This window comes from Corynebacterium sp. S7, assembly GCF_054401105.1.
The window spans coordinates 2,783,909-2,797,619 of the sequence record NZ_CM136760.1 but is presented as its reverse complement, the minus strand read 5'-3'; the positions used below and the strand labels follow the sequence as shown (position 1 = coordinate 2,797,619).

14 protein-coding genes and 1 pseudogene are annotated in these 13,711 nt (G+C 55.5%); 7 read left to right on the top strand and 8 right to left on the bottom strand.

Annotated features, from left to right (window positions below):
- Positions 1 to 89 precede the first annotated feature (89 nt).
- The 4 genes from ACXZ66_RS13200 (at position 90) to ACXZ66_RS13185 (ending at position 3,661) form a co-directional block, all read left to right on the top strand.
- Complete coding sequence (locus ACXZ66_RS13200) at positions 90 to 734, top strand: single-stranded DNA-binding protein (protein WP_458749361.1); 645 nt, start codon at positions 90 to 92, stop codon at positions 732 to 734.
- A 46-nt stretch (positions 735 to 780) separates the two neighbouring features.
- Complete coding sequence (gene rplI, locus ACXZ66_RS13195) at positions 781 to 1,233, top strand: 50S ribosomal protein L9 (RefSeq protein WP_458749359.1); 453 nt, start codon at positions 781 to 783, stop codon at positions 1,231 to 1,233.
- Positions 1,234 to 1,802: 569 nt separating this feature from the next.
- Positions 1,803 to 3,257 (top strand): replicative DNA helicase, encoded by a 1,455-nt coding sequence (gene dnaB, locus ACXZ66_RS13190; protein ID WP_458749358.1) that lies wholly within the window; start codon positions 1,803 to 1,805, stop codon positions 3,255 to 3,257.
- 206 nt (positions 3,258 to 3,463) lie between these two features.
- The gene (locus ACXZ66_RS13185; RefSeq protein ID WP_458749357.1) at positions 3,464 to 3,661 is read left to right on the top strand and encodes a hypothetical protein; all 198 of its coding nucleotides are present in this window, start codon (positions 3,464 to 3,466) and stop codon (positions 3,659 to 3,661) included.
- A gap of 74 nt (positions 3,662 to 3,735) precedes the next feature.
- On the opposite strand, the gene ACXZ66_RS13180 is transcribed toward ACXZ66_RS13185, so the two are convergent.
- The 7 genes from ACXZ66_RS13180 to ACXZ66_RS13150 all read right to left on the bottom strand — a co-directional run bounded on the left by ACXZ66_RS13180 (position 3,736) and on the right by ACXZ66_RS13150 (position 9,901).
- Entirely contained in the window at positions 3,736 to 5,064 is a 1,329-nt protein-coding gene (locus tag ACXZ66_RS13180; protein WP_458749356.1) for an MFS transporter, read from the bottom strand.
- A gap of 97 nt (positions 5,065 to 5,161) precedes the next feature.
- Positions 5,162 to 7,444, bottom strand: a complete 2,283-nt coding sequence (locus tag ACXZ66_RS13175; RefSeq protein WP_458749355.1) for a heavy metal translocating P-type ATPase — start codon at positions 7,442 to 7,444, stop codon at positions 5,162 to 5,164.
- Between the two features lie 106 nt (positions 7,445 to 7,550).
- The gene (locus ACXZ66_RS13170) at positions 7,551 to 7,751 is read right to left on the bottom strand and encodes a heavy-metal-associated domain-containing protein (protein WP_458749354.1); all 201 of its coding nucleotides are present in this window, start codon (positions 7,749 to 7,751) and stop codon (positions 7,551 to 7,553) included.
- Positions 7,752 to 7,810: 59 nt separating this feature from the next.
- On the bottom strand, positions 7,811 to 8,293 hold the full coding sequence (locus ACXZ66_RS13165; protein ID WP_458749353.1) for a carboxymuconolactone decarboxylase family protein: 483 nt from the start codon (positions 8,291 to 8,293) through the stop codon (positions 7,811 to 7,813).
- Positions 8,294 to 8,295: 2 nt separating this feature from the next.
- Complete coding sequence (locus ACXZ66_RS13160) at positions 8,296 to 8,631, bottom strand: GNAT family N-acetyltransferase (protein ID WP_458749352.1); 336 nt, start codon at positions 8,629 to 8,631, stop codon at positions 8,296 to 8,298.
- A gap of 2 nt (positions 8,632 to 8,633) precedes the next feature.
- On the bottom strand, positions 8,634 to 9,659 hold the full coding sequence (locus ACXZ66_RS13155) for a pirin family protein (protein WP_458749350.1): 1,026 nt from the start codon (positions 9,657 to 9,659) through the stop codon (positions 8,634 to 8,636).
- 38 nt (positions 9,660 to 9,697) lie between these two features.
- Positions 9,698 to 9,901, bottom strand: coding sequence for a heavy-metal-associated domain-containing protein (locus ACXZ66_RS13150; RefSeq protein WP_458749348.1), 204 nt, complete (start codon positions 9,899 to 9,901; stop codon positions 9,698 to 9,700).
- An 85-nt stretch (positions 9,902 to 9,986) separates the two neighbouring features.
- Between ACXZ66_RS13150 and trxA the strand changes: the two are divergent.
- Both trxA and ACXZ66_RS13140 read left to right on the top strand, forming a co-directional pair.
- Positions 9,987 to 10,403 (top strand): annotated as a pseudogene (gene trxA, locus ACXZ66_RS13145) (thioredoxin); the annotation flags it as partial.
- 191 nt (positions 10,404 to 10,594) lie between these two features.
- Positions 10,595 to 11,470: a PspA/IM30 family protein gene (locus tag ACXZ66_RS13140; protein ID WP_458749346.1), complete on the top strand. Its 876-nt coding sequence runs from the start codon at positions 10,595 to 10,597 to the stop codon at positions 11,468 to 11,470.
- 115 nt (positions 11,471 to 11,585) lie between these two features.
- Here the strand turns inward: ACXZ66_RS13140 and ACXZ66_RS13135 are convergent, their stop codons facing one another.
- A complete protein-coding gene (locus tag ACXZ66_RS13135) occupies positions 11,586 to 12,890 on the bottom strand; it encodes an NYN domain-containing protein (RefSeq protein ID WP_458749344.1) in 1,305 nt (434 codons plus the stop codon).
- Between the two features lie 200 nt (positions 12,891 to 13,090).
- Here ACXZ66_RS13135 and ACXZ66_RS13130 point away from each other — a divergent pair, with 200 nt between their 5' ends.
- Complete coding sequence (locus tag ACXZ66_RS13130) at positions 13,091 to 13,465, top strand: GntR family transcriptional regulator (protein ID WP_458749342.1); 375 nt, start codon at positions 13,091 to 13,093, stop codon at positions 13,463 to 13,465.
- The last annotated feature ends 246 nt before the right edge of the window (positions 13,466 to 13,711 follow it).

Here is a 13,711-nt window from a genome sequence, read left to right as displayed (position 1 = left end):
GGTAAGAACACCAGTAATAGGCTCGAATCGCTCAAGCGAGTTCAAAGAAGACCTTGTATTAGGGGCTTAGGTAAGGAAGGCTAAAAAACATGGCACAGGGAGATACACCAATTACCGTTGTCGGCAACATTGTTGCTGACCCTGAACTACGTTTCACCCCATCGGGTGCGGCAGTAGCTAATTTCCGTATTGCATCTACCCCTCGCACGTTCAACCGCGATACCAATCAGTGGGAAGACGGCGAAGCCCTGTTTTTGACATGCAACGTTTGGCGTCAAGTCGCCGAGAACGTGGCCGAATCCCTGAAGAAGGGCATGCGCGTCATTGTTTCCGGTCGTCTTCGTCAGCGTTCCTACCAAACCCGCGAAGGTGAAAACCGGACCGTGTTCGAAGTTGAAGTGGACGAAGTTGGTCCATCTCTGCGTTATGCAACTGCTCAAGTAAACCGCAACCCACGTGAGGGTGGGTCCGGCGGTAACTGGGGCGGCGGCAACCAGGGTGGTCAGCAGTCCGGCGGCTTCGGCGGTCAGAATCAACCTCAGCAGGCTAATCAAGGTAACACCGGTGGTTTCGGTGGCAATCAAAATCAAGGTGGTTTCGGCGGCCAGCAAGGCGGCCAAGGCTCTCCACAGAGCCAGCCTCAACAGGGAAACCAGCAGCCACAGAATGATCCGTGGAACTCTGCACCTCCCGCCGGTGGATTCGGTGGGATGGACGACGAGCCTCCGTTCTAAAGCCAACACACAACGACCAATATTCAACTGAAGGAAGGTATGGATCATGAAGCTGATCCTCACCGCTGCCGTTGATAACCTTGGCGCTCCCGGCGAAATTGTCGAGGTCAAGGACGGCTACGGACGTAACTACCTGCTTCCACGCGGCCTGGCAATTGTTGCCACCCGCGGCGCAGAGAAGCAGATTCAGGGCATTCAGCGTGCCCAAGAGGCTCGTGCAGTGCGCGACCTCGATCACGCAAAGGAACTGCGTAACACCCTCGACCAGCTGACTGGCGTCACGGTCAAGGTACGCACCTCGGAGAATGGCAAGCTCTTCGGCTCCGTTAAGGCAGCCGACATTGCTGAGGCCATCAAGGCCGCAGGTGGACCACAGCTGGACAAGCGCACCATTGATCTGCCAAAGGATCTCGTACGCAAGACCGGCAACTACCAGGTCAAGGTCCAGCTCCACCCAGAGGTGGAAGCTAAGGTGAACTTCACGGTCGAAGGCGAGTAATACTTCGCTTTACGACGACCAGCTGAGCGTGAAGCTCAGGTAGGTCAAACGACAACAGCATTAGAGGCGGGTCCTGCACATGTGAGGTGTGCGGGGCCCGTTTCTTTTTGTTTGAAATCCAATTGGTTTCCTTGTGGACAAAGTTGACGAAAATGGGGACAATTCAGCCTATTAGTTTGGGCATTTACCCGAATTTGGCTGGCAAATAGTGATATTGAAGCCTTTATGTATCTGTGGCCCTGGATAGTTATACACCGTTTGTACGGTTTTGTTCACAGAAGCAATAACCCTTTGACCTTGTCATATAAATTCATCGTTTTGGTTTACTGAAAGTTATCCACAAGTTATCCACCAGTTATCCACATGTGTGTCCACGAGTGGCCCTGCAGCGACGTGCAGAATTAGCAGTTATCCACAGATAGTTGGGGATAAGTGGAAAAGTCGCGCCGAAAAACGGTGGAAAACTCGCCGAATTTGCGACTTCTCCACAGATCTTCCAGCGCATGCCGGCGCGACTACTCGGGGCACTCTAGATGGGTAAAATAAGCGCAGAAGGAAGGGGCACGATAGTGACATCGCCAGATGATTCAACCAGTTTCGACGACGGATATACGCCACCACCAGAGCCACAAGATTCGCAGCAGGGCTCAGAGCGTTATGGTCGGAAACGTAATTTCAACCGCCAAGATGAATCCATGCAGGAATACCGCCAGCCACCCCATGACCGCCAGGCGGAAATGGGCGTGCTGGGTTCGATGCTGCTCAGCCCGAACACGGTGCTCGATGTCATCGAGGAACTGACCCCGGAAGATTTTTACTTTCCAGCACATCAACTGATTTACCAGGCCATCATGGACCTGTATTCGCAGGGCTCCGAGATCGACCCGGTGATTGTGTCCGGCCGGTTGGACCGGTTCAATGAGCTCGAACGTGCAGGTGGTGCACCGTACCTGCACACCCTGATTTCCGGAGTTCCTACCGCGGCCAACGCGCGATACTACGCCGAGATTGTCGCTGAAAAGTCGGTGCTGCGTCAGTTGGTCAACGCTGGTACTCGCGTGGTGCAGATGGGCTACGAGGGCTCGGAAGGTATGGATGTCGAGGCCGTCGTGGACCTTGCTCAGCAAGAGGTTTACGGTATCGCGCAGTCTCGCACCACCGAGGACTACCAGGCATTGTCTGACCTGCTTAAACCTACCGTCGACGAGCTGACCAAGATTGAAATGGGTGGTGGACTAGAAGCCGGTGTTCCTACCGGTTTCATTGATTTAGATAAGCTCACCAATGGTCTCCACCCCGGACAGATGATCATTATTGCGGCTCGTCCTGGCGTGGGTAAGTCCACCCTGGCCTTGGACTTCATGCGTTCCTGTTCGATTCATCATGGTAAGACCTCTGCGATCTTCTCCCTGGAAATGTCAGCTACCGAAATTGTCATGCGCTTGTTGTCCGCGGAGACCGAGATCAAGCTGTCGTCGATGCGCGCCGGCACGATGGAGGAAGGCGATTGGGAGAAGATGACCTCGCGGTTGTCTGAGATCCAGGATGCACCGATCTTTATCGACGATTCGCCGAACCTCACCATGATGGAGATTCGTTCAAAGGCCAGACGCCTGAAACAGCAGCATGGTCTCGACCTTGTGGTGCTGGACTATCTGCAGCTGATGAGCTCGGGTAAGAAGGTGGAATCGCGTCAGCAAGAAGTCTCGGAGTTTTCGCGTCAGATGAAGCTGCTAGCAAAGGAACTGGAAGTCCCAGTAGTTGCTATTTCGCAGCTCAACCGTGGCCCGGAATCTCGTACAGATAAGAAGCCCCAGCTGGCCGACCTGCGTGAATCGGGTTCCCTCGAGCAGGACGCCGATATGGTGTTCCTGCTTTATCGCCCAGACTCACAGGACAAAGACGATGAGCGTGCGGGCGAGGCAGACATTATCGTCGCGAAGCACCGTGGTGGACCCATTGACACCATTCCGGTCGCTCACCAGCTGCACTACTCGCGCTTTGTTAACATGGCTCACGGTTAGGGGACTGGGTCGGGGAGGGTCACAGTCGGGGGTAGTGACGCAAGTCACACCCACACCCCCTAGTGTGGTTTAAGTATCTATGCCTTAAGGTGTTTTCCCAGGTCAAGGCTACCTATAGATTATTAAATCGAGTTAGGTTTGCCTTACCAACGGTGACAGGGGGTGATTTCATCCCTAGTCTTAGGGGAAACAGAAAGGAGCTAGCTGTGACCATTCGATCCATTGATAATGCATCCCCGGCCTGCGCTTCCACCATGGCACGCCTGGATGATTCCATCACTGTCGCCCACACCCAAGAATCAACGATGTTGCTGAATATGCCTCGTTCGATCGATGAGTTGGACGAAGCAACGCAGTCCGAGCGCCCAGGTTTCTTCTCGAAGTTGAAGGCACTCTTCGCATAAGTTAGACGCCGAACTAAAAAATAACGACGATCACCGGAAAGGTGATCGTCGTTAAGCGTTTTTAAGCCCAAAAACTAATCTAGTACCTTGCCCTTTTGCTCGGGCAGGGTGAACGCGGCGATGGCCGCGATGGCGAAGGCCGAAGCGAACACGGCGAATACGGCAATCTGGCCACCAAATGCCAGCAGTGGTGGCACGATGAGTGGTGCGCAAATCGATCCGACGCGGCCGAACGCGGCGGCCGATCCCGTGCCCGTGGCCCTGATCGCGGTGGGATAGAGCTCGGGGCCGATGGCGTAGAGTGCGCCCCAGGCACCGAGGTTGAAAAAGGAAAGCAGGCAGCCAGCGGCAATGATCTGCCACTCGGAGCTAGCCAGACCGTACAGTACTGCAGAACTTGCCGATCCGGCGAGGAAAGTTGCCAGGGTGACGCGGCGACCCCAGACCTCGATGAGCCAGGCGGCCACGGCGTAGCCGGGCAATTGTGCCAAAGTGATGATCAGGGTGAAGGTAAAGGAGCGCACGAGTGTGAAGCCCTGCTCGACAAGAAGCGACGGGATCCACGTAAACGCGCCGTAGTAGGACAGGGAGACGCAGAACCAGACGATCCAGAAGGCCAACGTGCGCTTGCGCATGGACTTGGACCAGATGCCACCCTCGGTGTGTTCCTCGGCCGGCGGTACAGGTGAGGTGTCATAGTCGGCCGGGTCAACCCCTTCTTCCATGTCGCGGACGATCGCCTCGGCCTCGTCGTGACGCCCTTTTGACTCGAGGAATCGGACGGACTCAGGGATTTTCATGCGCACGTAGATCGCATAGGCTGCGGGAACTGCGCCAATCGCGAGACCCCAGCGCCAACCGTTTTCGCCTTCGGCGACAACAAAGGTGCCAATGATCGCGGCGAGGATCCAGCCCACCGCCCAGAACGCTTCGAGCCAGACCACCATGCGTCCGCGGACTTTGCGCGGGGCGAACTCGCTGACCAGAGTCGATGCGACCGGAAGCTCTGCGCCCAAACCGAGACCGGTAAAGAAACGGAAGACCATCAACATGGCGACGGACACCGAGAGGGCGGAGGCACCGGTGGCAAGACCGTAGACAAGCAACGTGAGGGCAAAGACTTGTCTGCGACCGATCTTGTCGGCCAGTAAGCCGCCCAGCGAGGCGCCGATTGCCATACCGATGAAGCCCACCGAGGCGATCCAGCTGGTGGTGGTCTTGTCTAAATCCCAGTGCACGGCCAGTGCCGCGATAACAAAGGATACGAGACCAACATCCATGGCATCCAGGGCCCAACCGATGCCGGAACCGAAGAGAATCTTTTTGTGTTTGTTTGTGACTGGGAGGCGGTCGAGCCTCTCGGTACGCGTGAGCTGTTGCTCAGGAGTTTGTGGTTCGTTCACGTCTTTTTACCTTATTACAAGAAACCCCGAACCTTAACAGTTTCTGATTCGAAGCTGTCAAGATTCGGGGGTGGACCTGTAAAGGCCTAAGTAAGGTTTATGCATGTGCGGACTTGAATCCGCGCAGGCGCAGGGAGTTCGAAACCACAAAGACCGAGGAGAACGCCATGGCGATACCCGCCAACATTGGGTTGAGCCAACCGATGGCAGCCACGGGGATCAGGATGACGTTGTAGGCGAATGCCCAGAACAGATTGCCCTTGATGGTGCCCAGAGTCTTGCGGGACAGTCGGATTGCATCGCCTGCAGAGCGCAGGTCGTTATTCATCAAGGTGATATCGGAGGCTTCGATGGCAACGTCGGTGCCGGCTCCCATGGCCAGGCCAAGATCTGCGGTGGCCAGGGCTGCGGCATCGTTCACGCCGTCGCCCACCATGGCCACCAGCTTGCCCTCACCCTGCAGCTTCTTCACCACGTTGACCTTGTCCTCGGGCACGACCTCCGCGATCACGTTCGAGGCAGGAATGCCAACCTCGGCAGCAACGGCCTCAGCAGCACCGCGGTTGTCGCCAGTGAGCAGGTAAGGCTCGAGACCAAGCTCCTTGAACATGGCCACGGCTTCCGCGGAGGTCTCCTTGACGGTATCGCGCACGGTAATCACACCGAATACTTCTCCGTCCACGGAGACAACAACGGGAGTGCCGCCAGCAGTCTGAGCTTCGTCGAACGCGGACTGAAGCGCGCCAAGAGAACCCGCTGGGCGCCCCACAACAACACGCTTACCATCAACCAGACCGGAGACGCCCTGGCCGGCTTCGTTCTTAAAATCAGTGACCGAAGGGATAGTCGCCGTACGCTCAGCTTCCTTTACAATGGCCTGTGCGATCGGGTGCTCGGAGCCTGCTTCCACGGCTGCGCCGAGAGCTAGGACTTCGTCGTTAGTAGCGCCCTCTGCCGCGACAACCTGGGAAACGCTCATCTCGCCGGACGTAACGGTGCCGGTCTTGTCCATGACAATGGTGTCGACCTGGCGGGTCGACTCAAGGACCTCAGGGCCCTTGATCAGCAGACCCATCTGAGCGCCGCGACCGGTACCGACCAAAATAGCGGTTGGGGTAGCCAAACCGAGGGCGCACGGACAAGCGATGATCAACACGGCAACTGCCGCGGTGAATGCGTAGGCCGTGCCGTGGCCAAGGCCTAAGTGAACAAGCAGGGTAATGATCGAAATGACGATCACAGTAGGAACGAAAACCGAGGAGATGCGGTCAACCAGCTTCTCCACCGGAGCCTTGCCCGCTTGTGCATCAGAGACAAGCTTTGCCATCTGCGACAAGGTGGTTTCCGAACCTACGCGAGTTGCCTCAACGATGATGCGCCCGGAAGTGTTCAACGTTGCGCCGGTGACGGTGGAGCCTTCAGTGACTTCCACGGGGATGGATTCACCAGTCAGCATGGACTCGTCGACAGCTGAGGAACCGCTGACCACGCGCCCGTCGGTAGCGATCTTCTCGCCCGGACGAACGATGAAGTGGTCGCCTGCCTGCAGCTGGCCGACTGGGATGCGGATCTCCTTGCCGTCACGGATGACGGCGGCGTCCTTCGCGCCCATGTTTAGCAGGTCACGCAGCGCCTCCGAGGACTTGCCCTTCGCCCGAGTCTCAAACCAGCGACCAAGCAGCAGGAAGGTGATCACCACTGCGACGGTCTCGAAATAGATCTCGTCCATCTGCGCATCCGACGGCAGCAGACTCATCTGCATTTTCATGCCAGTCATGCCGGCATTGCCGAAGAAGAGCGCCCACACACTCCACCAATACGCCGCGGACGTACCCAGCGTGATCAGAGTATCCATAGTGGTCGAGCCATGACGCAGGTTGGCAAAGGTCGCCCGGTGGAAAGGCTCACCACCGTTGACATAGACCAACGTGGTCATCGCGAACACTGCCCACTGCCAATAAGTAAATTGCAGGGCCGGGATCATCGAGATCAACATGATCGGCACAGCCAAGATCGCCGAACCAATCAGCTTCGATTTTAGGTTCGCGGCTTCGCGCTCGCGGGCGTCATCGATCTGGTCGTGGGCATTTCCGCTTATCGACGATTCCGTAGCCGCATCGGACGAGCTCCCATCAGACAGCGCGAAAGCGTCATATCCAGCCCCCTTCACCACTTCGATGAGTGCGTCTCTATCGGTCTTCTCTGGGTCGTACTGGATCGTTGCCGTTTCCGTGGAGAAGTTCACATTGGCTTCGACGCCGTCTACCTTGTTGAGTTTGCGTTCTACGCGGTTTGAGCAGGAAGTACAGGTCATTCCTGTTACTCCGAGATCTATATGCGCGAGGTTGACCGGCACATTGTCTACATCTGCGGATGTCATCGGGGCTCCTTTCGAGTTGCTACCGTCAAGGTTATACCCCCTAGGGGTATAACGCAAGGATGAAAAAACCCGGAGGGATTCCTCCGGGATCATTGCGGGGCGGGGGTTACTTGACTGCGTAGCCAGCTTCCTCGACTGCCTCTGCGACCTGTGCGTCGGTGAAGTCCTCGCCAGTAACTTCAACAGCGCCAGTGTTGTGATCTGCGGTAACGGCGGTGACGCCAGCGATCTCGGAGATCTCTTCCTTGACGCTTGCCTCGCAGTGGCCGCAGGTCATTCCTTCAACGGTGTAGCTCTTTACTGCCATGGTGATGTCCTTTCCTCGGGGGTTAATGACGCTCACATTATACCCCAGGGGGGTACATGTCAACGAGGCATGCGAGGTTGGTGCTCCGAGGCGATGGAGATCCGGTTGTACGTGTTGATCAAGATAATTGCCCATTCCAGGGCCGCTACCTGCTCTTCCGCAAACACGGTGCACGCCTTGCGAACCACATCTGTGTGGCGGCTGCCACGAGGCAAAATAGTCAGCTCCTCAGCCAGTTCGAGTGCCATGTACTCCTGCTCATCAAAGATGTTGGGCAGTTCGCGCCAAGCGGGAAGAACATCCAACTTGGTTTGAGACACGCCAGCCTTGCGCGCAGCCGGAGCGTGAGTATCCAGACATGCAGCGCAGCCATTAATCTGGCTGACCCTAGTGCTTACTAGCTCGACTAAGGCATCCGAGAGATCAACCTCGGGATAGACCTTCCGCATCTGCATGACCACTCGGCCCTGGCCCTTGAACACCTCTGGAAAGAACTTTCCCAGGTTGGGCACGCGCTGCGTTTCCGCAGGAATTTCGGTCATCTCTATTGCTCCTTCAATTCATCATCTAGCCACTGCAGATCTGCAGGGCGCGGCTTGCGCCACTGAACGCCCATAGCTTCAACGTCCGCGGGGTGCTTCTCCAGCCAACCACGCACAAATGGGCACACTGCCACGACTGAAAGGCCTTCATCCTTCGTTGCCTCTAATCCACCGCGGGCAATAGCGCCAGCCAGACCCTGGCCGCCGTACTGCTCGGAGATTTCCGTGTGGTAGATAATGCGTTCGCCGTTATGGTCGAGAAAATCCATCCGACCTGCAACGTTGCCATCATCGGCGATGATCTCGAAATGGTTGTCAGCCTTGCGTACTTCACTCATGATTAATCAATCCTTTGTTCTGGGCGGGCTACTGGGTCGGGATTTACGCGAGCTTTGAGGCGAGTCTTCGGGAACGCCGGCGCCGGCAATCTATCCAAGCTGTCAGCGTGATGAGCGATATACCCGTGTGTTTCCCCGAAGCGCTCCGAATGGTTTTCCCACTCTTCGCGATATTGCTCTACTTCGTCATGCGTGCGGCCAATAAAGTTCCACCACATCACAACGTCCTCGGTGAATGGCTCGCCGCCAATAAAAATCAGTCGCGCCGGGGTAGTACCGTTGTTCCGGACCCGCAGTTCCGTCTCACCGATGCCGGTATAAGCAAGTTCATGAGGCTTTACGACGACGCCCTCCAAATCAACCTCGCCCTCGTCGACAAGCAAACCGTGTTCAAAGGCAGAATCGACGGCAATCGGGAGTGTTGTACCTGGGTCGAGGCGGATTTCGGCGCCGACGAGCGGGGTAAACGTGGGGATCGGGGAAGTCTCGCCGAATAGTGAACCCATAAATACGAGAGCCTGGGCGCCGTCGAGTTCTAAAAGTTCAGGTTCGTAATGGTCAAAGCGGCGCTCTCCATGGCGAACGGCATCGGGCAGAACTGTCCATAACTGCACGCCGTGCAGAGTCGTGGTCGACTGAGTGGACACTTCAGAGTGACAAATGCCTGCCCCCGCGGTCATTAAATTTACCTGACCGGGGAGTACAACTGCATGGTTGTTTCCAGAATCGTGGTGGGTAACTTCGCCTTCGAAGAGCCAAGAAACAGTTTGCAGGCCGGTGTGCGGGTGTGGTGCAACGTCCATACCGCCGGTCACCGACACATCGTCAGGGCCATAGAGGTCTGCGAAACACCACGCCCCAATCAAGGAGCGCTGGCGCTGCGGGAGTGTGCGGTGGACAGTCATCGCACGCACACCACCTAATGGGACGTCGCGCGCAGTAATAATTTCAACTTTGGCCCCATTGCTGCAGGTCGGGGCCTGCGGAGTGAGATCGAGGGGCTCGGGGTTTTGTTCTGTTGTGGACATGTCATAAGGCTACGTGAGCCTGGCCGCGCCCCGCTAGGTTAATCGTCGAGAAGCGAAAACCCTGCTGATTCGATCGCATCGAGGATCTGATCGTCTGCAAAACCCTCGCCTGATACGGAGACGCGACCGGAGTTCAAGTCGACGTCTGTGCCCTGGGTACCGGGAACCTCGCTGATTTCTGCCACTAGTGCGTCCACATCTTCTTGGCTCTCGAGGCCCTTCACTGTGTAATTTTTCGTCACTGCATGTACTCCTTTAGCTGCGTTGAGGTTCTTCGGGATTATCCCGTGGGAATATCCCGACCCCATGTATCGTTGGGGCGTATAAGGGAACCTTACAAAAGATACGAATAAACAGGGAGAATACATGGCTACTATTGATGTAACCGAAGACACTTTTGAAAAGACAGTCACCCAAGACGGAATCGTTTTCGTCGACCTTTGGGCAGACTGGTGTGGTCCTTGTAAGCAATTCGCGCCTACTTACAAGAAGGCCTCCGAAGAGAACGAAGACATCACCTTCGCAAAGGTTGATACCGAAGCAAACCAGCAGCTAGCTGCAGCTCTTCAGGTTCAGGCGATCCCTACGCTGATGGCATTCCGCGACGGCATCTTGGTCTACCGCGAGGCCGGAGCACTTCCTCCTGCTGCGTTCAATAGCCTGATCGACCAGGTTAAGGCACTGGATATGGACGATGTTCGCCGCCAGGTGGCAGAGCAGAACGCGAAGAACGAACAGAACTAAGAACACAATTCTTTAGCCTTTGTTCCCGCCGAAACCCACCCCAAAACGGGGTGGGTTTTGTGCGCTGTAGGCGAATCTCGAACCGCTGTTGTCTTGTTCGAAACATGGCCACGGCGAAGTGGAGAAACCGGACGTAAACTGGTGAAGACTATCCATAGTTCGTTGCCGTTAACAAAACAAGGAGCACTCCAGTGGCAAATCCGTTTAGCAAGGGTTGGAAATACTTGATGGCTTCGTTTGATCAGAAGATCGACGAGAATGCCGATCCGAAGGTTCAAATCCAGCAAGCAGTCGCCGCTGCAAAGAAGCAGCACCAACAGATCACTGAGCAAGCGGCAAGCGTCATCGGTAATAAGAAGCAGCTTGAGATGCAGATGAATCGTCTGCAGAAATCTCAGGAAGAACACCAGCAGAAGGCGCGCACGGCGTTGATGGCAGCGGATAAGGCCACTGCTGAGGGCGATACTGAAAAGGCTCAGCAGTTCAGCAACACCGCAGAGATCTTCGCTTCCCAGTTGGTCGCCGTCGAACAAGAACTGGAAAACACCAAGAACTTGTACCAGCAGGCAGATCAAGCTGCGGCTCAGGCTCAGAAGCAGCAGAAGGAGTCGGAAGCTCGCCTGAAGAGCCAGCTTGCTGAGGTAGACAAGTTGATGGCACAGGCTGACCAAGCCGAAATGCAGCAGAAGACCTCTGAGGCGATGGATAGCATCGGCCAGTTTAAGTCCGATGATTCGGTTCCTACTCTCGACGGTGTTCGAGACAAGATTGAGCGCCGCTACGCCGATGCCCTTGGCCAGCAGGAACTTCTGGGTAACACCGTCAACGATCGGATGTCCGAGATTACCTCTGCAGGCACTGACATGAAGGCCTCCGCCAAGCTCGACGAAATTCGCGCCTCCATGCGTACGCAGGAGCAGATCACCGCTGGCTCGGGTGATGCTGCGGGTAGCGGTGCTGCTTCGGACAAGGGTTCGGACAAGGGTTCGGAACATCTTTCGGGCATTGAAGACGCAGAGGCTTACCTGGCAGAAGATAAGTCTGAGGGTAACTCTGAGCAGAAATAAGATCCTGTCATAGCGACTTAGTGGCAGCAAAAGGCCCCTGAGAGCAGATCATTTCTTGTGATCACTCTCAGGGGCCTTTCCTTTGGATTGGGTCTCTCGGTTGGGTCTCTCGGGCCTAGTCCTTGTGGATGTTAATCAAGAGCCCACGAATTCCCGAGTGGAATCCATCGCGCAAATTGACGCGTTGGTTTTCACTGAGCGTGTACTCGTGAAGAGTCTCACAGGCGAATTGCAACAACGGACGATCAATTTCGGCAGGTAGGCCACCTCCCGAAAGAGTATGTGCCTTGTCGCGTTGCTCGCCGGAAGCAACATTTTCATACCACCACGTGGCATATTGCTGGCCAACATCAAATGGGGTTTGGAATCCGGCAGAAGACCATACTTCCTCCGGAAGAGGAAGGTAACGAGAGCGAAGCTTCCTCCGGGGCGCCATCATTGATGGTTTAGGAGTGGGCTTCGGACCCGAATCATTTGAATTTCCTGGAGTAGTGCTTTCCGCCGGCACATTCGCGGACTCCGACGAGAATTCTTTTTCCGCAGGCGAAACAAACGGAGAATTGACAAGTTCAGTCTCGACTTCACTTGGTTCTTCCGCTTCATGGGTCACCGGAGGAGCAGGGGTTGGAGCAGCGGCCGGGGCTTTGCCCGGTTCTTTCTCCTCGCCCGGCTTTGGAGCAGCTGAAGTGCGTTCGGGAAAAGCTTCTCCGATTCCAATTTCCACTTTGGCTGGGGCTTCATCAGGTGAGTCTGCGCCAGAGGTTGAAGGAAACTTTGGTCCATGAGGATCGGGAACAGCCGTCATACCGTCGAATTGCTCAATAGGTTCGGCATCGTCGATCGGCCGCTCGCGAATCGTCGGAGGGAGTGGGCCCTCAAGCACCCGAAGCTGCATGGCGTCACAGAAATCCTCGCGCGGATCCAAAATCGTGGTGGAGTCACACACGTGACGCAGTGCAGAGGACATGGAGTCCCAGCCAAAGCCGTAAAGGTGCACACGAACACCTGCATTGGTGGCTTCCTCCACGCCCGGGATCATGTCGGCATCGCCAGAGACGAGAACGAAGTCAGTGAACTGGCCTCGAAGCGCATTGACGACGATGTCAGTAACCAGGCGAGTGTCTACGCCTTTCTGCGTGCGGCGTTCACCCCACTCGATCAGTTGACCCGTGCGGAGTTGGACTCCGTTACATGTACGTAATGCGCGTTGGTAGCGGTGAGGACCAGAATCTGGAATACCGTCGTACCAATACTGGCGATGAATAGGTTGATTAAGTTGCTGGGTAATCATTTCCCCGAGGGTGTTGACTACCTCGGGAAGGTCAATTTCTAATTGGGAACGTGCCCCCGTATCCCACGAGTTGTAAAAGCTCGCGAGCAGGTAAGACGTGTCAACAAAGACCAGTGTGCGTTCAAGCATGGCTCCTAAATTCCGTATCTTTTCGTTCTAACTAATTTTCTTTACCCCACTAGTTTGCCTGACAATGTCCGATTTAGTCGACAGTGAAAGGCAAAACTATGGGCATTCCATTGTATTCAACGAATTTTCTTCCTTTTTGGTTCCCTGACTTCCATGGTTGGTTACACTACTAACTAACCAACTGTGCGGAAGGCGAATCGATGGACAACGAAGCAGAACCCCTCTTTCGGCAAATTGCGACACTCATTGCAGACGCAATTGTCGATGGCGAATACACACCCGGTGATCGAGTCGCATCGACCAACGATCTTGCGCACTTTCATGAGATCAATCCCGCAACCGCCAGGAAGGGTCTCGCTCTATTGCGCGATGAGGGCATCTTGGAAAATCGCAGAGGGGTGGGAACCTTCGTCGCTCCCGACGCGCGAGAGCGCATCGTGGAGAGTCGGAGCAAGGAGTTTGCAGGGACATATATAGCACCGCTTATCGACGAGGCCGTCAGGTTGAACTATTCGCGAGCAGAACTACATGAACTGGTTGAAAGAGTTGCAGAAAGCCGGGGAATGTATCAGTAATTACGTAACTGTGACGCTAATTGTCGGGCGGAACCGTGTGGGTTAAGTAAAATTTCCATGAACTAAAAGTGATTTGATCAAAGAAATGCAACAAAGGCAGGAAGGGGCCTCGTCTCGGCCCTCCTTGAAGTTGTAGAAGTACTCTCTACTCAAATTTATATGCTTTCACCTGGCGATTTGTTTGCTAATAAAATTTCGGGATATAGTTCTTCAAGTCGCAAGGAACGCTGCAAAGCGGAACGAGCG

Coding starts and splice junctions, on each gene's coding strand:
- ACXZ66_RS13200 (WP_458749361.1), top strand. CDS start 90: ATGGCACAGGGAGATACACCAATTACCGTTGTCGGCAACATTGTTGCT.
- rplI (WP_458749359.1), top strand. CDS start 781: ATGAAGCTGATCCTCACCGCTGCCGTTGATAACCTTGGCGCTCCCGGC.
- ACXZ66_RS13175 (WP_458749355.1), bottom strand. CDS start 7,444: ATGACATCCGCAGATGTAGACAATGTGCCGGTCAACCTCGCGCATATA.
- ACXZ66_RS13170 (WP_458749354.1), bottom strand. CDS start 7,751: ATGGCAGTAAAGAGCTACACCGTTGAAGGAATGACCTGCGGCCACTGC.
- ACXZ66_RS13165 (WP_458749353.1), bottom strand. CDS start 8,293: ATGACCGAAATTCCTGCGGAAACGCAGCGCGTGCCCAACCTGGGAAAG.
- ACXZ66_RS13160 (WP_458749352.1), bottom strand. CDS start 8,631: ATGAGTGAAGTACGCAAGGCTGACAACCATTTCGAGATCATCGCCGAT.
- ACXZ66_RS13155 (WP_458749350.1), bottom strand. CDS start 9,659: ATGTCCACAACAGAACAAAACCCCGAGCCCCTCGATCTCACTCCGCAG.
- ACXZ66_RS13135 (WP_458749344.1), bottom strand. CDS start 12,890: ATGCTTGAACGCACACTGGTCTTTGTTGACACGTCTTACCTGCTCGCG.
- ACXZ66_RS13130 (WP_458749342.1), top strand. CDS start 13,091: ATGGACAACGAAGCAGAACCCCTCTTTCGGCAAATTGCGACACTCATT.